Source organism: Embleya australiensis (assembly GCF_051903075.1).
GTDB lineage: Bacteria > Actinomycetota > Actinomycetes > Streptomycetales > Streptomycetaceae > Embleya.
This window is the reverse complement of record NZ_CP182423.1, coordinates 366021-384471: the sequence shown is the minus strand read 5'-3', so window position 1 is coordinate 384471 and position 18451 is coordinate 366021. Positions and strand designations below refer to the sequence as shown.

The following is an 18451-nucleotide window of genomic DNA, read 5'->3' as shown; positions in this document are numbered from 1 at the left end:
GGAACCACGAGCGGGTTCCGAGACCGGCGTCGGTGCGCCCGGATCGGGTCGGACCGGGTCAGCCGGCCAGGTGCTTTCCGAAGAACTCGGTGAGCTTGGCGACGGCCGGCGCGACGTGTGCGTCCCGGTCGTACAGCGAGACGTGGGTGCCGCCGTCGACGACGAACAACTCCTTCGGCTCCTTCGCCTTCTCGACGGCCTCACGGCTGTAATAGGCGGTGTCCGCCTCGGAGCCGACGATCATCAGCAGCGGGCGCGGTGAGATCAGCTCGATCATCGCGTACGGGTCGAACTGGGCGATGTGGTCGATGCTGCGCAGCGGCCATTCGTTGGTGGAGTTGCAGTGCCCACCGCGCGGCGTGCGGTAGTAGTCCTGCGCCTCCCGGTACAGGGTGGGCGCCTGCTCCAGGCCCTCGGGGCTTTCCGGGGCCCAGTTCAGCTGGGTCGGCGCCTCGCCCTCGGCCTCCGCGGTCCGCGCGGTGCCGGCCTGGTCGAGCAGGGCCCGCAGGACCTCGGGGCCCTGGGTGCGGCCGAGACCGTCGACAAGCAGGCTTCGGATGTCGACGGCGCTGACAGTGGCGACGGCCTTGATCCGGACGTCGGTCTGCGCGGCGAAGGGGACATACCCACCGGACGCGCAGATGCCCAGGGCGGCGATGCGCTCCGAATCGATGTCGTCACGCGTGGTGAGATAGGTGACGGCGGCGCGGACGTCCTCGGCGCGCTGGAAGGGGTTCTCCAGGCCGCGCGGGGTGCCCTCGCTCTCGCCCTGGTACGCGGCGTCGAAGACGAGCGTGGCGAAACCCTCGCGGGCCAGGCGCTCGGCGTAGATGCTCGCGGTCTGCTCCTTCACGCCACCGCCCGGGTGGCCGATGACCACGGCCGGCAGCGGGGCACCGGTGTGGCCGTCCGGGGTGAAGAGGAGCCCGGCGAGGGAGAGGCCGGCGCTGGGAAAAGTAACGTTCGCTTTCATGTGCTTGGCATTCCTTGGTGACGATGTGCTGTGGCCCGCGGGGCGCGTGATCGGGAGCCGTGCGGGCTGGGAGAGCCTTTCCGCGGCGGCCCCGAGTTGCCACGCCTTGAAGACTTCCACGTGTCGTAGGCCGGCGAAATGGGCGACTCGCAGCCCCCGACAGCGGTGTCCTGGGACGGAACCGGCCCCCTCACAGTCGTGACGTTTGCTGCGAGACTGGACCCATGAGCAGCAACGCGCACCGCGATGAGCTGGGCGCCTTCCTCAAGGCCCGCCGGATGGAGCTCAGCCCCGCCATGGTCGGACTGACGCAGACCGGGGGACGGCGACGGGTCAAGGGTCTGCGCCGCGAGGAAGTGGCCCTGCTCGCGTCCATCAGCACCGACTACTACACGAGGCTGGAACAGGGCCGGCGACAGGCGTCGCAGTCGGTATTGGAAAGCCTTGCCGAGGTCCTGCGCCTGGACGACGACGAGCGCGACTACGTGTTCGGGCTCGCGGGCCGGGACGAGCCTCGGCCGCGCCGAATCCCGGTACAGAAGGTCCAGCCCCGCCTGCGGCGGCTGCTGGACGACCTCACCGGCACCCCGGCCATGGTGCTGGGCCGCCGGATGGACGTCCTCGCCTGGAACTCGATGGCCGCCGCGCTGATCACCGACTTCGGGCGGATCCCGGAGAAGCAGCGCAACATGGTGCGGCTGGTGTTCCTGGATCCGGCTTTTCGGGCGCTGTATCCGGACTGGAAGAACGTCGCCCACGCGTGTGTGGCGCAACTGCGGATGGAGGCGGCCCGCGACCCGCACGACCCACGACTGGCCGCCCTCGTCGGCGAACTGTCCGTGCAGGACGCCGACTTCCGCCGCTGGTGGGGCGCCCATCACGTCGCGGCCCGGGGCATGGGCACCAAGGTGTACCACCATCCCGTCGCCGGTGATCTGACCCTGGATTGGGACACCCTCACCTGCGCCACCGACCCCGACCAGCAACTGGTGACCTGGACCGCGGAACCCGGCAGCCCCTCCCACGACGGTCTGCGCATCCTCTCCTCGTGGAGCGCCGCCGCCGACTCCACCGCGTCGGCGGATGCCGGCGGCTGACGCGCCGCCGGCATGACGGTCAGGAGTCGGTGCGGTCCTGCCAGAGTCCGCGTTCCTCGTGGGTCTGATGCGCCCGGCGAGCCCGCAGTGTATAAAATATTCATCGCATGGAAGCCGTACCCGACATGCCTCTCAGTATCCGGCGGACGCGGCGGCCGACGCGGGTGCGGCCGCCGTCGGGCCGCAGGCGCCGCCCCCCGCGATCCGCCGCACCACGGACCGGAACCGGTCGAATAGGCGTGGCACGTTGACGCGGGCCTCGGGTGTGTCCGGGTAGGTGACCCTCATGTAGGTGTTGTCCCAGCGGCGGTTCACCCACATCATGACCTCGCTGCTCGGGCTGGAGTCGTAGAGTCCGTTGCAGTTGGCCGCCTCCCAGTCACGGGACCCTCGGGCGTGTCTCCCGTCGATGTAGGACACGATCGGGAGCACCGCGGAGTCGTCGGACTGCAGCGGGAATCCGGCGAGTTCGGCCACCCGCAGGGGAGAGACCGCGGCCAGCTTGCAGGCACCGCGGAATCCGGCGCCCGCAGCGACCATGAGTTCGGTCGGGGACAGGGGCCTGCCGTCCTCGGTCAGCGGGAACGCGACCGGCACCAAGTTGATGAACCATCCCTGCGCGGCGAGCCAGCGCACCTCGTTGCGGGTGTGTACGACGGACAGGCCGCGGTAGACGTCGCGACCTCCCAGGTCGCGGTGCACGGCTCCGAGCGCGGCCAGCAGACCGGCGGAGAAACCGGCGCCGTGCGGCCTGCACACCCGGGCGAAGGCGTCGGCCTCGTCCGCGGTCAGCAGGTCGAGTTCGAGGGACAGGCTGGGGCGCGTCTCGCCCGCCGGTACCCCGAGCGCGAGGGGGAAGGACGGCATCGGACCGGAGAGGAGGAAGCCGACCCAGCTTCGCACCCCGGGCGAGTCGGCCTGGAGGGCGGCGGCCCGCTCCCGCTCCAGCGTGCCCGCGTCGAGATAGCTGCCGACCTCGGGCAAGTCGGCCTCGACGCCTTCGCGTTCGGCCTGGTACAGGACGCGCAGCTCGTCGAAGACGAGAAGCATCGAGTACGCGTCGCTGTGCGCGTGATCGATGGCGAAATAGACGGTGGAGGAATCCTCACCGAGCACGGCGGCGGCGGTGAACGGCGGCCACCGCATCGGACTGGTCCCGCTGTGGAACTGCCGGCGCAGATGCTCCCGGACGGCGTCCTCGGAGTCGAGGACGCCGCGTGGCACGGGCCGTACGTCGACATCCTCCCGCGCGACCTTGTGCCGGATCAGGGTCGTGCCGGCGCCCCCCGGGGCGGCCCGGTCCGGCTCGGCCGAAAACCACGTGAGCATCGTCTCGTGGCGCAGCGTCCACTTCGTCAACGCGGCGGCCAGCGCGGCGGTGTCGAGCCGCCCCGGCAGGTCGAAGGCGAGCCCCAACCACGGCGACTGGGGGCGGTGTGCCTCGAGGTTGGCCAGATAGCGCAGGAGGTGGTTCTCCTGCACCGGGGACGGCGGCACCGGGTGCGCCGGTGCGCGCATCGCCCTCTCGACGACGTGGTCGGGAACCCGGAACTGGACCAGTTCGCCGACGCGGGGCACGTAGTCGGACAGGAAGGTCATCAACACGGCGTGGGTTCCTTTCCTTTGGTGCCGTCGAGACAGGCCGGGTGCGACTGCGGTCGACGGGGGGAGCGGGGGGCGGCGCACGGCGCGTCCGTACCGGTGACGACCTGCCGCACCAGGCGGCCGACCTCGGCGAGGTAGGACGGGACGGCGGCCCGGCCGGGTTCGGAGTCGGGGAAGCGGTGGCTGAGGTAGACACCCTCACGGGTGCGCAGGATCCACAGGTAGACCTCGTGCGGATGGAATCGGCGACTGCGCAGCGCGGTGGCCTTCCACTCGGTCCACCGGCCGGCGCCGGGCAGGGAGCGGACGTCCATGTACGAGACCATGAACCGGGGTTCGAGGGGCAGCCCGAGCAGTTCGGTGAGTCGGGTCAGTGGCGCGCAGGCCAGCGGACGGGCGCGTTGCAGGGCCGCCCTGGACTCCTTCATCACCTGCTCGAAGTCGTCTCCGCCGCGCACGGGGACACCGACCGGCGCGATCCCCACGTACCAGCCCAGGGACCGGTGGTACCGGCGGTCGTTGCGGGTGTGGAAGGGCACGACGGTGCGAAAGACGTCCAAGCCCGACAGGCTCCGGGCGGACAGGGCGAGGCAGGCGAGGACGCCGGAGAAGAAGTCGCCGCCCCGTTGCCTGCACAGGAGTTCGAAGGACCGTGCCTCGTCGGCGTCGAGTAACCAGTCCAGGCCGCCCGTCTGGGCGACGGGCGCCGGTTGCCGCCGATCGGCGACCGGAACGACGAAGTCGGGCAGCATGCCGCCGCCCTCGACCACGAAGTCCCGCCACTGCCGGACGACTTCGTGCTCGCCGTGCAGTTCGGCGGCGTCGCGGCGCTCGGGGCCGGTGAAGTCCAGATAGCTGCCCACCTCGGAGAGGCGGGCCGGGCGGCCGTCGAGCGCCGCGCCGTACAACTCGCTTATCTCCTGGGCGATCAGCAGGATCGCGTAACCGTCGACGTTGTGGTGGTCCAGGCCGACGCAGACGGTGGTGGAGTCGGGGTGTCGCACCGTGAGGAACAGGAAGGAGGGCCAGAGCAGCGGATCGGTGTTCGCGTCCAGGATCTTCTCGATGCGGGCGGACAGTTCGCGCGGATCCTCGACATGGCCGTGCTCGGTGCGGATCAGGCCGACCGCGCCCGGCCGCAGGGTGGTGCGGTACATCTTGAGGGAGTCGCCGTCGGCGTACGGCTCCAGTCGGCTGCGCAGCACCTCGTGCCGGGTGATCCAGTCATCCAGTGCCTTGGCCAGGGCGTATTCGTCGAACAGGCCGGGCAGTTCGAACGTCGTGGCCAGCCAGGAGGGGCCGCGGCCGCTCGCGGCGGAGTGCAGGGCGTCGCCGAGATGCCCTTCCTGGAGATACGACGCCGGCCGCGCGTCGGGCACCCAGTCGCAGGAGTCGGGGGGACCGGCCGTCGGGCGCCATGCGGCCAACTGTCCGGCCGGTATTTCGAGGTCCCAGATGTCGATGAATTTCACGGGGCTGCCTCGCTACCCAGGCGATGCCTGATGGGGGACGTGGTATGGGGAAGGTGAGCTCCGGGCGCGGGAGTTCGCCGCCGCGGATCGGGCCGGCGAAGCGGGATTTCGTCCCTTCGCGGCCACGCCTCCACGGTAGGGAGGATTCCGCTGTGCAAAGGTCCAAGGAATTGGACACCGGTTTCGCGGCGTTCGCACACGCGGCAACCTCGAATGGGCGCGGCGATCATCGCGAATGGTGGCTCCGCGACACGTCCGTGGATTGCGTCCGGGAAAATTCGGGGCGACGGGTGCGGGGCCGCGTGAGAGAGGACGGGACCGCGCGAAAGACGACGGCCTCCCCGTACCGGGGTGCCGACGGTCGTGTTCGGGGTCAGTGGATGTGCAGTGCCCGCATGCGGTTGTAGAGGGTGGACCGGCTCACGCCCAGCGCGCGTGCCGCCTCGCGCCGGTTCCCGTTGGCCGCGTCGATGGTGGCGACGATGACTTCGCGCTCCGCCTGACGGAACGGCGACGCGGAGGAGGACTGGTCGCGCTGTGAGGCCGGCAGGTCGGAGGGAAGGATGTCCCCGGCCGAGCGAATCCGGGCAAGGCCGTCCACCGCCCTGCGCAACTCGGCCAGGTTGCCCGGCCAGGACTGTGCGGCCAGCACGCGCAAGGTCTCGGAGGTCAGGCGCACGCGTGCGGAGCCCGAGGCCTGGGCCAGCATGCGCTGCGCCAGGTGTGGGATCTCGTGCCTGCGGCGGCGCAGCGGCACCAGGTCCCGACGCGCGGCGCACATGGCCACCAGTGGTGCGTGCACACCCTGGAGATGCTCACCGGGCGTCGAGGTCAGGACGACCTCGCGGGTGGTACCGGTGAGCGACTTGGCCACCAGCATGGTCAACGGTTCGGACAGGGACTCGATGTTCTCCACGACGGCCGCCGGCCCGTCCGTCTTCAGCAACGCCCCCAGGGCCGCGGCCCACGAGGCCTCGCCCCGGCGGGCGGCTGCCGTCGCGTCGAGGACGGTGGCCCCCGGCCCGGCGGCCCGGCGCGCCTCGGTGGTGCGGCCACTGCCGGGTTCGCCGATGACGAGCAGCGGCCACTGCGCGGCCACGTCCGGGTGCGGCCTGCCGCGGCGGCCGTTGCGCTCCGGGACGATGTCGACGAGCACGCCGTCGGTGTCCTCGATCGGCACGCACCTGAGCCGGACCGATCGGCCGGAGGCCAGGGTCAGTTGATGTACGCGCTCGCGGGCGGGGCCCGTCGGGTCGACGCAAGCCTCGACGGCCGGATGATCGGCGGCCTGGATCAGATCCAACGCGGACGGGCCGGCCAGGACCAGTCCCGGCCCGAGCACCATGACCGCGCGTCCCCGGGAGCGCGTCGCCGCCTGGAACGCGGCCAGCATCCGCCGCTGGGCCAGGGGCGATTCCCGCAGGAGCCGGTCCTCGATGTCCTGGACCAGGTGTCGGATCAGGGATGGCAGGAGCGGGTGCTCCTGGCCCCAGGCGCACGCGAGATTGACGGCACCTTCGAGCCGACGGGTCACCGGATGCACGATCGGATGCCCGAAACAGGAGAACGGATCGAACACCTTCACGAAGTGCTCGGGCCCGCGCACGAGTACGCTCCGGCCGGTCTGCAACGCGGTCCCCAGCCCGTTGGTGCCGATCTGCCTCTCTTCGACCCGGACGCCCGGCGCGAGACCGAGGTTGGTCATCGCGTCGTCGATCGACCGGTGCGTGTAACGCATGTCGATCACCGAGGCAGTCCGGTCGGCCAGCAGGAACACGGCCGGAAACCCGTCGAACTCCTGCCGCGCCCGCTCCAGCACCCACCCCGCCGCGCGGGACAGGCCGCTCTCCGGATCGACCGGGCCTTGGACGAGGCGGGGCGCCGTGTCCCGGCGCACACCGTGCAGGCGCGATCGGGTCCACGACGATTCGATCGCGGGCCGCGTTCGCCCGATCTCGTCCAACGGAGCGTCCTGCATGCCGGCTCCTCCGGTTGGCGGTCCCGGCACCTGGCGCCGGCTCGGGACGGCAGGCGCCGGGACGAGGCGACGCGTCCCCGGGGCCTGCGCTGTCGGTACGGAGTTCACAAAGCGTTCATGGCTGTGAAATAAAATATACCATGCATCATTGGACTCGACCGATGACCCACCGATGACCACGGGCCTGCGGCCGGGAGTGTCGACGGGACACCAAAACATGGCAAACGTAGTATCCGGGTCATGGGAACGTCCTCGCGGGAGGAGGGAAATGGGCGGGTCGACTGCCGGAGCCGCAGCGGAAATGGGCGCCTTCGCCGACATCGCGGTCGCCGTGACGGACGCCGACGGCCTCGTGGTGCGCTCGTCCCCGGCAGCCGAAGAGCTACTGGGGTGGACCGCCCGAGAAGTGTGCGGCCGACCGCTGGGCGACCTGTTCGCCGACGGCCGCGCGAACGCGAGTGACCACACCCGCACACAGACGGACGGACGGGCGCCGCTGCGCCACCGGTCCGGTGACTCGGTTGACGTCACCTACCGTGTGCTGCCGCTTCAGCCCCGCGCCGAACACCTCGTGCTCCTGGTGCCCACCGGGCGGGCCGTCCGGGTGGGGGACGCCCAGGACGACCCGGCGGCCGCGGTGGCCCTGTACCTCGACACACCCGGGCAGCGGCGGGTCCGCCGTGAACTGGCCCTGCTGCACCGGACCGCCACCCGGATCGGCGGCTCCCTGGACGTCACGCGCGTCGTTCAAGACCTGGTCGACGTGCTCGTGCCCGCCTTCGGGGACCTGGCCTGGGTGGATCTCGCCGACGCCGTACCCGACGGCGACGAGCCCCCCGAATTGGCCGGCGGAGGGGAGCTGCACGTGCATCGGGCGGCGGTGGCCTCCGCCGCCGACGACCCGTGGCCCGCCTCGCTGCTGCAACTCGGCCGGCCGGCCCCGCCGGTGCCGTCCTCGGCCACGCTGCGGGCCATCCAGGAGGGTCGGGCGGTGATCCTGGATCCGGCGATGGTGGCCGACCTGCTCGGGGGCGACGAGTCACTGGTCCGGCTGTTCGTACCCGAGCACGGGCACTCGGGTATCTGGGCCCCCCTCTTCGCGCGTGGACTGGTGCTGGGCAACATCACCGTCTGGCGTACCGACCGGCAGGAACCCTACGACGAGAGGGACGCGGACCTGCTGGCCGAGATCGCCTCACTGGCCGCACTGAGCGTGGACAACGCCCGTCGTTACACCCGCGAGCGCCGCTCGGTGCAGGCGCTGCAACAGCGCCTGCTTCCCCGGCCCACCGCCGACAACCCGGCGGTGGAGACCGCCGGTTTCCAGGTGCCGGCCGGCGGCGACGTCGAGGTCAGCGGCGACTGGTACGACGTGATCCCCCTGCCCTCCTTCCGCGTCGCCCTGGTCGTCGGTGACGTGGCCGGCGACGGGCTGTACGCCACCGCCACCATGGGCCGGCTGCGCACCGCCGTCCGCACGCTCGCGGACCTGGAACTCGACCCCGTCGAACTGCTCACCCACCTCGACGACCGGGTACGGCAACTCACCAGGGAGGCCGACCCGGGCAGCCCCGTCGGCGCCACCTGCCTGTACGTCGTCTACAACCCCGTCAGCCGGCGCTGCGCACTGGCCAGTGCCGGGCACCCTCCGCCCGTGCTGGTCCGACCCGACGGCACCACGGAGGTGATCGACGTCGCCCCCGGGCCGCCACTGGGCGTGGGCGGCGTCCCCTTCGAGATGGCCGTCGTCGACCTGGAACCCGGCAGTGTCCTCGCCCTCCACACCGAAGGCCCGAGCGAGCGGGAGGACGAGGACACCGACGCCGGACCGCGGTGGCTGACGGACAACCTCGCGGACCTGTGCGGCGCCGATCACCCCCTGGACGACGTCGGCCGCGCGCTGCTTTCGCGCCTCGGCGACGCCCCACCGCGCGACGACACCGCCCTGCTGCTGGCACGTATCCGGGCGATCACGGCGGACAACATCGCGGACTGGCGGTTCGCCGCCGACCCGATGGCCGTGGCCACGGCCAGGCAGGCCGTCGCCGAGCAGCTCGGCGTCTGGGGACTGGAGGAGATGGCCTTCACCACCGAGTTGATCGTCAGCGAGCTGCTCACCAACGCGGTCCGCTACGCCGGGGGCCCCATCGGCCTGCGGCTCGTCCGCGACGCCGCGTTGGTCTGCGAAATCACCGACCCCAGCAACACGCAGCCCCGCCTGCGTCGCGCGCACTGGACCGACGAGGGCGGACGCGGTCTGTTCCTCGTCGCCCAGCTCAGCACCCGGTGGGGCTGCCGCTACGGCCGCCAGGGGAAGACCATCTGGGCCGAACAGCCGCTTGTCCTCGCGGCCGACCCCGCTTCGCCGGTGTGAGGCACGGCGGAGCGGGTGCTTCGCCACCATCGACGACGCCCCGTGTCAGCGGCAGGGGCGTCCGCGGGTGAAGACCATGTCGGTTCCGACGGCGGCGGAGTCATTGCGCACGAGCGTTCCGTCGGGCCGGACGTCGAATCCGTGCAGTGCCACGATCGGCGCGCCGGCACCGCCGACGGGGACGCCGGCGGCGTCCCACAGCACCTTTCCGTCGGCCGAGAGCACCGCCATCTGCGGAGCGGTCCCGTCGGCCCCGCCCGCGAACGGGCTGCCCGGCAGCTCCTTCAGCGCGCCGTCCTCGCGGATCGCGAAGCCGGTGATCGAGTTCGAGCCGAGGTTCGGCGCGTAGAGGTACTTGCCGTCGTGGCTGGTGACCATCCCCAGTGAGGGACTGCCGGCCGGGAACGGCGAGCCGGCGACAGGCGAGAGCGAGCCGTCCGCCGCGACGTCGAAGGCGGTCACGGTCGTGCCCAACTCGGTGGCGACGTACAGGTGGCGCCCGTCCGGAGTCAGGGTCGGGAAGATCGGCCCGAAGCCGACGGCGCTCTCCGTCTCCCGCAGTCCGCCCACCAGGCCGTCGTCGTTCAGCGCGTACCGCATGATCCGGTTCGCCGCGACATCGGTGACATACAGATCGCGGCCGTCGGGGGACACGGCCGACATCGACAACGACGCCGAACCCAGGGACAGTGGCGCACCGACCGGAACGGGCGTGCCGTCGGCCCGGAGCGCGTAGACCTGCATCGTGGTGTCGGAGACGCCCACCGTGACGTAGGCGTATGTGCTGTCGGGGGAGAACGCCACGTCGATCGGGATGTCGGGCAGCGTGGTGGTCGCCCCGGGCCGGGCGGTGAGCCTCCCGTCGGCACCGATCGTGTGGACTCGCAGCTTTCCGTCGCCGCCGGCGGAGTACAGGAACCTGCCGTCGGGCGACGGGACGACCGGGGAGCCCCCCGACGCCTTGGTCGTCCGCGCGAACGTGGGCCCGACGGTATGTGGGGCCGTGCCTTCGCCGGCCACGGCCGCCGAGGGGATCGTCGACGATGCCAGCAGCGTCATCAGCGCGCCGGTGGCCGCCATGAGCCGTCGGGACGCCGTGCGCGTGCCCCGCCGACGGGAGTTGCCGACGGTTGGCTTCGACGGGTGGTTCTCCGCGCTACCGGTCATCGGTTCACCTGCGCCTCTCGCGTGTTCGGATTCGGGGAAGGCGGTGATGGTGTGACTTGGTGCCGTCGAACGCGCTTCAGCGGTCCAGGAGGGTGATCACCGACTTGGTCTCCAGGTACTCCTCCATGCCTTCGGGCCCGCATTCCCGGCCCCAGCCCGACTGTTTGTAGCCGCCGATGGGCATCTGGACCCCGCCCGCGCGGTGGACGTTGACGCCGATCCGTCCCGCCCGCAGCCGACGGGCGATCGTGTGGGCCCGGGAGACGTCACGGGTCCACACGCTGCCGGCGAGGCCGTACTCGGTGTCGTTGGCCGCCGCTATCGCCTCGCCCACCCCGGTGAACGCCATCGCGCTCAGCACCGGGCCGAAGGTCTCCTCGCGGACCACGCGCATCGAGCGGTCGACGTCGGCCAGGACCGTGGGCTCGAAGAAGTACCCCTCGTCCCCGATCCTGGAGCCGCCGCCGACGACCCGCGCGCCGGCCCCGACGGCCTCCGCCACGTGCCCGGTGACGCGGTCGAGTTGCCGCCGGGAGGCCAACGGGCCGATGTCCACGCCGGGTTCGGTGCCGTAGCCCATCTTCAGCGACCGGCCGTACTCCGCCACCCCACGGACGACTTCCTCGAACACGTCCCTGTGGGCGAACAGCCGCGTTCCGGCGGTGCAGACCTGTCCGGTGTTCCAGAAGGCGCCGAGAGCGATGCCCGGGATCGCCTGGGACAGATCCGCGTCGGGCAGCACGATCACCGGTGATTTGCCGCCCAGTTCGAGAGCGAGCTTCTTCAGGTTCCCGGACGCCGCCCGCACGATCAGTTTGCCGACCCGGGTGGAGCCGGTGAAGCTGAGCTTGTCCACCTGCTCGTGGGCGACCAGTGCCATGCCCGCGTCGGCGTGGCCGGTGACGACGTTGACCACACCGTCGGGCACGCCCGCCTCCAGCAGAAGACCGCCCAGGGCCAGTATCGACAGGGAGGCGTCCTCCGAGGGCTTCAGCACGCAGGTGCACCCCGCGGCGAGGGCGGGCGCCAGTTTCAGCGCGGCTCCGTACAGCGGAGCGTTCCACGACATGATCAGCCCGGCGACGCCTACCGGTTCCTTGAGCGTGATGCCGTGGAAACGGCGCTCGGCCGGTCCGATGTCCACGGTCCGGCCGTGGATCTTGTCCGCCCAACCGGCATAGTACCGGAACTGGTTGGCCGTCTCGCCGAGCAATGCCCGCGCCTGCGGCACCGGCATGCCCACGTCCATGCTTTCCAGTCGGACCAGTTCGTCCGCGCGGGTCTCCAGCAGGTCGGCGACGCGCCAGAGCACGACCCCGCGCTGCGCGCCCGACAGGACGGACCAGCGCTCGTCGTCGAAGGCGCGCCGAGCGGACCGCACCGCGGCGTCGACATCGGCGGGGGCACCGGTGGGAATACACGCGACGACGCGCCCTGTGCCCGGGTCCTCCACGGGGAAGGTCGCACCGGACAGCGCCGGAACCCGGCGCCCGTCGATCAGCATCTGCTCCGACCTCACGCGAGGGTCGGTCGTCGGGGCGGCGGCGTCCGGTGTCACGGCATCTCCTTGCGTCGATCCCCAATCCATCGGGATTACGTATCATATATTTAACATGGGGACAAGGGTCGGAGGCGGCGACCCGGGACGGAACCGGCGCGGCGAGTGTCCAGAACCCTGGACACTCGTGCCCCACGGCGGCACCTAGCGTTTGGGCGGCCACCCGGAGGGCTCGGCCGGGCAACGCGGCCGGGCAACGGGACGGCGTCCGGATCCGGGCTCGGCCGGGACCGCGCGACGACCGTCGCCGGCCGGACGGAGCAGGGCGTGTTCCCAGGCGGCCTCGGTCGACCTGGATCGGTCTCGCACCATCCTCGGCGAGACGAATTCCCGGCCACGGACCGGTGGGCCGTGCCTCGAAACGTACGAGGTCCGGGCCCGCCCGGTCGCGCCGCCGCCGACAGCCAATCGTCAGCAGAACTCGATCGATCGGAGTCCACCATGCGAACTGTCCAGGCCGTGCGGACGGATGGTCCCCGGGACACCGTCATCAGGCCACGACCGGGTCCGATGTGGCGGCGTGTCCGGTCCTACGGGGCGACAGTCGGCGCGCTGGTGCTGACGACGCTTTTCGTCGCGCCGTCGGCGGGCGCCGAAACGTCGTCCGGCGGTCAGGCGTCCGTCGCGCAGACCGAACGTCTGTATGTGACGGCGCAGTCGGGTGGCATCACCGCCCTCGGTCTGTCGGCCGACGGCACGCCACGCCCGCTGCCCGGCTCCCCGTACACCTCCGGAGCGGGGACGTTCAACCTGGTGACCACCCCTGATCACCGGTACATGTACGGCGCCGCCGGGCTCGGCCTCGGTTCGCCGGACAGCACGTCGCAGCCTCCGCAGTTGGAAACCTTCCGGATCGCGAAGAACGGAACGCTCGCCCGCGTCGGTGCACCGCTGCCGTTGCCCAACACTCCCGTTTCCATGGCGGTCTCGGCCGACGGGCGGCACCTGTTCCTCGGCCTCGGTGACGGGATCGCAGGCTTCAACAACGGTGCGATCGCCTCGTTCACCATCGGCCGAGACGGCGTGCCGGTGCCGAACGGCGCCCCGGTGAAGCTGGGAACGTACGAGGACGGCGCGGCCATGCCGGTCCTGTCCAAGGACGGCAAGGCCCTGTACGTGACCAGCTATCTCGCCAAGTCGATCGTCCGGTTCGCCGTCCACCGGGACGGCACGCTCTCCGGGCCGCTCCAGCGCATCGACGCGGGCGACGCGCCGATCACCCCGGCCGTGGCGCCCGACGGCCGCACCCTCTACATCGCCAATGAGACGGGAGGCACGGTCCGGGCCTTCACCATCGCGGCCGACCACTCCCTGCGCTCCCTCGCCGCGCCGTTCCCCTCCGGGGGCTACCCGCACAACTTCTCGTTCGGCAGGAACGGTCGGCAGGTGTATGTGGCCAACACGATGACGAACGACGTCAGCGGGTACTCCGTGCGGGCCGACGGCACGCTGACCCCGCTGCCCGGGTCGCCGTACGCCGGCGGGCCCGAGGGCACGATGCCCGACATGCCGCTGCTGTCCGCCGATGGACGACGCCTCTATGTGGTCGACTATCAGTCCGCCGCCGGGCCGAACCACGCGAACGCCTCGCTGCGCGTCTACCACGTGCGGCGCGACGGCGGCCTCGTACCGGATGGCAGGGCGCCGTACGACCTCGGCATCCGTGGCTCCGACGGCCCGAGTGCGCTTCTGGCCTCCGGCCGCCACTTCTGACCGAGGGGTTTCGCTCTCGACTCGGCGAACCGTCCCGGACCACCGAACCCCTCCAGGGCTCCCGGTGGGCCGGGACGACGGGGCGCGCCGGCGACTCCTCGTCCCGCGCAAGGGAGCGACTTTGAGGTCTCAAAAAATATTTTGTTTCACATATTCAACCTGCGCACTGACGTCGTGCGGTCCGTACGCGTCATCTCGAGAGAGCGGGATTCATGAGCAGAACGGATACCAACGGCTCCGACCGCGCTCTGCGACTGCGCAATGTCTCCAAGACGTTTCCGGGCGTCCGGGCCTTGGCGGGCGTCGACTTCGACGTGCGGCCGGGCACGGTGCACGCCCTGCTCGGCCACAACGGATCGGGCAAGTCGACGCTGATCAAGTGCCTCGCGGGCGTGTACACGCCCGACGCGGGCGCGGAGGCCACGGTGTTCGGACAACCGCTGGTGCTGGGTGACGCGGCGGACGCGAAACACCGGAGACTGCGCTTCGTCCACCAGGACCTCGGCATCGTTCCCGAACTCGGAGCGGTCGACAACATCGGACTCGCGGCCGGTTACGCGCGCGCTTCGTTCGGCCGCATCAACTGGCGGAAACAGGCGAGTCGATCCCGCGAACTGCTTGCCCAGTTCGGTTTCTCCTTCGACCCCACGATGCCGTTGTCGCAGGCCTCACCCCCGGAGCGGGCCGTCGTGGCGATCGTGCGAGCGCTCGCCGACTGGCAGGATCACCGGGGCGTTCTCGTGCTCGACGAACCGACGGCCGCCCTCGCGGCACACGAGGTCGACCGGCTGTTCGCACTGATCCGCGAGGTCAGTGCCACCGGGGCCGCCGTCGTGCTGGTGTCGCACCGCCTCGACGAGGTGATGGCCGTCGCCGACCACGCCACGGTGCTGCGTGACGGCCGCAGGGTCTGGGACGGCGCTCTGGGCGATGTCACGTTGGAGCATCTGGTCGATGTGATCGTCGGTTCGGCGGAGCACGCGAAGGACTCCGGGCTCGCGTCGGCCGCGGCACCGCCGACGCCGAGGGCGGCCCGCGAGGGCGAGCCCTCCGTGCTGGAGGTCGCCAACCTCCGGGGCCGGTACCTGCGCGGACTCGACCTTCGTGTCGCGGCCGGCGAGATCGTCGGTATCGCCGGGCTCCTCGGTTCGGGCCGGGAGGAAGTGCCGTACGTGCTCTCGGGTGCCCACCGGGACGGCGTCACCGGCTCGTTCGCCATCGGTGGGGTCACCGTCGAGCATCCGTCGATCCCGCGGGCGCGGGAACTGGGCGTCGTGTTCGTGCCGGCGGACCGGGGCGCCGAGGCGATCGTCGACGGATTCACGACGACGGAGAACGTCTCACTCGGCGCCCTTCCGGCGCTCCGCTCCCGAGGGGTCCTCAACCCCTCCGCCGAGACGACGTTCGCGAGGGAATGGCTTTCCTCCGTGCACGCGGACATCGCCTACGCGCCACGGCCGATCGCCGCGCTCAGCGGCGGCAACCAGCAAAAGGCGGTCCTGGCCAGAGCGCTGTCCGTGGCCCCGAAGGTGCTCGTCCTGTCCGAACCCACGGCAGGCATCGACATCGGCGCCCGGAACGTGATCTACGACGAACTTCGTCGGCGCGCGGCCGAGGGACTGGCCATCGTGATGGCCTCCTCCGACACCGAGGACCTGCTCGCCTGTTGCGACCGCGTGGTCGCGCTGCGCGAGGGGCGTGTCGCCGGAGAGTTCCGCGGCGACGGGATGACCAAATCAGCAATCGCATATGCAGTCGAAGGGGCACACGATGACCAGGACTGACGAGCCGCCGCCGGCGGCGGAGAAAAGCCATCGCGACCACAAGAGACCGACCTGGCTTCGTCACCTCAGCTTCACCAATGTCGGCGTCGTCTACGTCGAGATCGCAATGGTGATCGTCTTCTCGGTCTGGGCACCGGACACGTTTCCGACCATGACCACGGTCCGTTCCGTACTCAACGGAATGGCGGTGCCGGGGTTGATGGCCCTGGCCCTGGTGGTGCCGCTCGCCGCCCGCACCTTCGACCTGTCGATCGGCAACGCGATGGGACTGGCGAACATGCTGATCGCGTGGCTGCTGGTCGCACAGGGGTGGAGCATCGGGCCCGCGATCGTGGTCACGCTGCTCGCCGCTTTGGCGATGGGCGCGTTCAACGGGCTCGTGGTGGTCGGAGTCCGCATCGACTCGTTCATCGGAACCCTCGCCAGTGGAGCGCTGTTCGCCACCATCGGCCAGATCCTCTCGGTCCAGTCGATCACCGGAACCCAACTCACCGGGGCCTTCGGCAAGTTGGCGACGACGGGGGTCTCGGGGCTCTACGTGCCGTTCCTGCTGATGCTGGCGGTCGCGGTGTACATCTGGTTCTTCCAGACGTACACCGTCACCGGCCGCCGTATCTACGCCCTCGGCTTCGGTGAGCGTGCCTCGGAACTCGTCGGCATCCGCGTACGGCGACTGAAATTCGTCAGCCTGATGATGGCCGGCCTCGCGGTCGGTGTCGCCGGGATCCTGCTCGCCTCGTCCGTGCAGTCCGGCAGTCCCAACATCGGTCCGCCGTACCTCCTCGACGCCTACGCGGCGGCGTTCCTCGGCGCGACCCAGTTCGGTGGGCGGTTCAACGCCTGGGGGACCGTCGCCTCGGTCCTGCTGATCACCACCGGCACCAACGGCATCTTTCTCGTCGGTGGTGAACCGTGGGCACAGAGCATGTTCAGCGGTGTCGTGCTGCTGCTCGCCCTGGGCGCGTCGAACCTGGAGCAGGCGATCCGCGCCCGGTCCTGGATCCGCGCCAACGCCCGGCAACCGCGCGGCGATCCGGGCGATGCCTCGGTTCCGCGGCCCGAGCGCTCGACGCAGCGCACCCACGCCTGACGCACACACCCGTGCGCCTGTGACACCACGCCCCACGCCTGACGTTGCACCACACCAAGGAGCGAACACATGACGCAATCGACCAGGATGGCCCGCCGGACGCGCCGCAGAGCGGCGTTGGTCGGCTCGTGCGCCGCGCTGTCCCTGCTGCTCGCGGCGTGCGGAGGCGACGACAAGGACAAGTCGCCCAAGACCGCGACCGCGGCCGACCACACGGGTATCGCCCTGGCCAAGGGCGCGGTCGAGACCTACCGCCAGGCGCCCACGTCGATCGGCATCGTCCAGCCCGTCGGCAAGCCGATCCCCGCGGGCAAGACGATCGTGCACATCGGTGCGGGGCCGGCCGGTCTGGGCACCATCATCATGCAGGAGGAGATGGCCGAGGCGGTCAAACTCCTGGGCTGGCAACTGAAGTTCATCCAGCCGCAGTCGCCCACCCCTCAGCTGTTCCAGCAGGCCCTCGACCAGGCGATCGCGATGCACCCGGACGCCGTCGTCATCAACACGGTGGAAACGGCGACGATCGCCAACCAGCTCACCAAGCTCAAGGCGATGAACATACCCGTGGTCTCGAACACCGCCGCGGACCCCTCCGGTGATCTGATCGCTCTGCAGATCTACGGAGTCGAGGGCCTGAGCCCGCTGGCCACCGCGATCGCGGACAAGACCCTGGCCGACATGGGGAACCCGGGAACCATCGGCGTCGCCGACATCCAGGGCTACAAGATCGTGAACGGGATCGTCGACGCGTTCAAGCGGGAGATCGAGCAGAAGTGCCCGTCCTGCTCGCTGGTCGAAACGGCGGTATCGGTCCAGTCGCTGGGAACCACCGCCGGAAGCGACATCGTGAACTTCGTGCGCTCGCACTCCGGCATGGACGCCCTGTTCATGGGCTACGACGGAATGGGCACCAACCTGTTCTCGGCCGCGCGGTCCGCCGGAATCACGCTGCCCAAGACGTACTCCGTCGCGGCGGCCCCGACGAGCATCCCGGCTCTCGCCGACGGTCAACTGGCCGCCTCGGCGGTCCTGGACCAGGGCGAGGAGGGGTGGCGGACGCTCGACGCGCTGGCCCGCATCCTCACCGGTCAGCCGGAAAGCGCGCTGGAGCAGGACGTGAAGTACTCACGGCCCATGGTGTGGTCCAAGAGCTTCGACAACGTGCCGCCGAAGCCGGCCGGCAACACGTTCCCGAGCGTCATCAAGGACTATCGCGAGCAGTACAAGAAGCTCTGGGGCAAGTAGGCGTTATCGGCGCGCGGTTCGCCCGGTCGAGACCTTGGCCGGCGCGCCCGGGCGCGCCGGCGAAGTCTCCTTGTCGACCTCGGGCGTCGTCGCCGGGGCGGGACCCGCGCGGATCCCGCCCCGGCGATGCCCGATCAGCAAGCCGGGCCTGGCCCTTGGTACCTACGCCGGCCGCCGCGCATCGGATCCCGGCACAACACCCGCTCCGCGCCGCACACCCCGGGGCGAACCCGGACCCGCGTGGGGCAGTGGACCGGTTCAAGAAAGGCGACATACCCGTAGCCCGCAACGCGGGCGACGCGCTGTGGACACGGTTCGCGGGTGAAGCCGAGGGAGTCCCCTTGATTGCCCGGGATTCGGTTGTCGGAGCCGATTCGGGACCGTCATGGTTTACC

The 18451-nt window shown here is 70.7% G+C and carries 12 protein-coding genes; 6 read left to right on the top strand and 6 right to left on the bottom strand.

Features of this window, described 5'->3' with window-relative positions:
* Nucleotides 1-58: 58 nt before the first annotated feature.
* Nucleotides 59-973, bottom strand: a complete 915-nt coding sequence (locus ACMXN5_RS32065) for an alpha/beta hydrolase (RefSeq protein ID WP_439678394.1) — start codon at nucleotides 971-973, stop codon at nucleotides 59-61.
* Between the two features lie 224 nt (nucleotides 974-1197).
* Between ACMXN5_RS32065 and ACMXN5_RS32060 the strand changes: the two genes are divergently transcribed.
* A complete protein-coding gene (locus ACMXN5_RS32060; RefSeq protein ID WP_439678393.1) occupies nucleotides 1198-2070 on the top strand; it encodes a helix-turn-helix domain-containing protein in 873 nt (290 codons plus the stop codon).
* 132 nt (nucleotides 2071-2202) lie between these two features.
* Here the strand turns inward: ACMXN5_RS32060 and ACMXN5_RS32055 are convergent, their stop codons facing one another.
* From ACMXN5_RS32055 to ACMXN5_RS32045, 3 genes are all read right to left on the bottom strand, one after another.
* Nucleotides 2203-3669: a condensation domain-containing protein gene (locus ACMXN5_RS32055; RefSeq protein ID WP_439681321.1), complete on the bottom strand. Its 1467-nt coding sequence runs from the start codon at nucleotides 3667-3669 to the stop codon at nucleotides 2203-2205.
* On the bottom strand, nucleotides 3669-5147 hold the full coding sequence (locus ACMXN5_RS32050; RefSeq protein WP_439678392.1) for a condensation domain-containing protein: 1479 nt from the start codon (nucleotides 5145-5147) through the stop codon (nucleotides 3669-3671). The genes ACMXN5_RS32055 and ACMXN5_RS32050 overlap by 1 nt, the downstream gene beginning before the upstream one ends.
* Nucleotides 5148-5520: 373 nt before the next feature.
* Entirely contained in the window at nucleotides 5521-7125 is a 1605-nt protein-coding gene (locus ACMXN5_RS32045; RefSeq protein WP_439678391.1) for a helix-turn-helix domain-containing protein, read from the bottom strand.
* A 268-nt stretch (nucleotides 7126-7393) separates the two neighbouring features.
* Here ACMXN5_RS32045 and ACMXN5_RS32040 point away from each other — a divergent pair, with 268 nt between their 5' ends.
* Nucleotides 7394-9499: a SpoIIE family protein phosphatase gene (locus tag ACMXN5_RS32040; protein WP_439678390.1), complete on the top strand. Its 2106-nt coding sequence runs from the start codon at nucleotides 7394-7396 to the stop codon at nucleotides 9497-9499.
* Nucleotides 9500-9544: 45 nt separating this feature from the next.
* Here the strand turns inward: ACMXN5_RS32040 and ACMXN5_RS32035 are convergent, their stop codons facing one another.
* The gene (locus tag ACMXN5_RS32035) at nucleotides 9545-10666 is read right to left on the bottom strand and encodes a lactonase family protein (RefSeq protein ID WP_439678389.1); all 1122 of its coding nucleotides are present in this window, start codon (nucleotides 10664-10666) and stop codon (nucleotides 9545-9547) included.
* 76 nt (nucleotides 10667-10742) lie between these two features.
* Nucleotides 10743-12224 (bottom strand): aldehyde dehydrogenase family protein, encoded by a 1482-nt coding sequence (locus tag ACMXN5_RS32030; RefSeq protein WP_439678388.1) that lies wholly within the window; start codon nucleotides 12222-12224, stop codon nucleotides 10743-10745.
* Between the two features lie 555 nt (nucleotides 12225-12779).
* Here ACMXN5_RS32030 and ACMXN5_RS32025 point away from each other — a divergent pair.
* The 4 genes from ACMXN5_RS32025 (at nucleotide 12780) to ACMXN5_RS32010 (ending at nucleotide 18056) form a co-directional block, all read left to right on the top strand.
* Nucleotides 12780-13937, top strand: a complete 1158-nt coding sequence (locus ACMXN5_RS32025) for a lactonase family protein (RefSeq protein ID WP_439678387.1) — start codon at nucleotides 12780-12782, stop codon at nucleotides 13935-13937.
* Between the two features lie 212 nt (nucleotides 13938-14149).
* Nucleotides 14150-15721 carry a sugar ABC transporter ATP-binding protein gene (locus ACMXN5_RS32020; protein WP_439678386.1) on the top strand — a complete coding sequence of 524 codons (1572 nt, stop codon included), beginning with the start codon at nucleotides 14150-14152 and terminating at the stop codon, nucleotides 15719-15721.
* Nucleotides 15708-16811 carry an ABC transporter permease gene (locus ACMXN5_RS32015; RefSeq protein ID WP_439678385.1) on the top strand — a complete coding sequence of 368 codons (1104 nt, stop codon included), beginning with the start codon at nucleotides 15708-15710 and terminating at the stop codon, nucleotides 16809-16811. The genes ACMXN5_RS32020 and ACMXN5_RS32015 overlap by 14 nt, the downstream gene beginning before the upstream one ends.
* A gap of 69 nt (nucleotides 16812-16880) precedes the next feature.
* Nucleotides 16881-18056 (top strand): substrate-binding domain-containing protein, encoded by a 1176-nt coding sequence (locus ACMXN5_RS32010; RefSeq protein ID WP_439678384.1) that lies wholly within the window; start codon nucleotides 16881-16883, stop codon nucleotides 18054-18056.
* Nucleotides 18057-18451 lie beyond the last annotated feature (395 nt).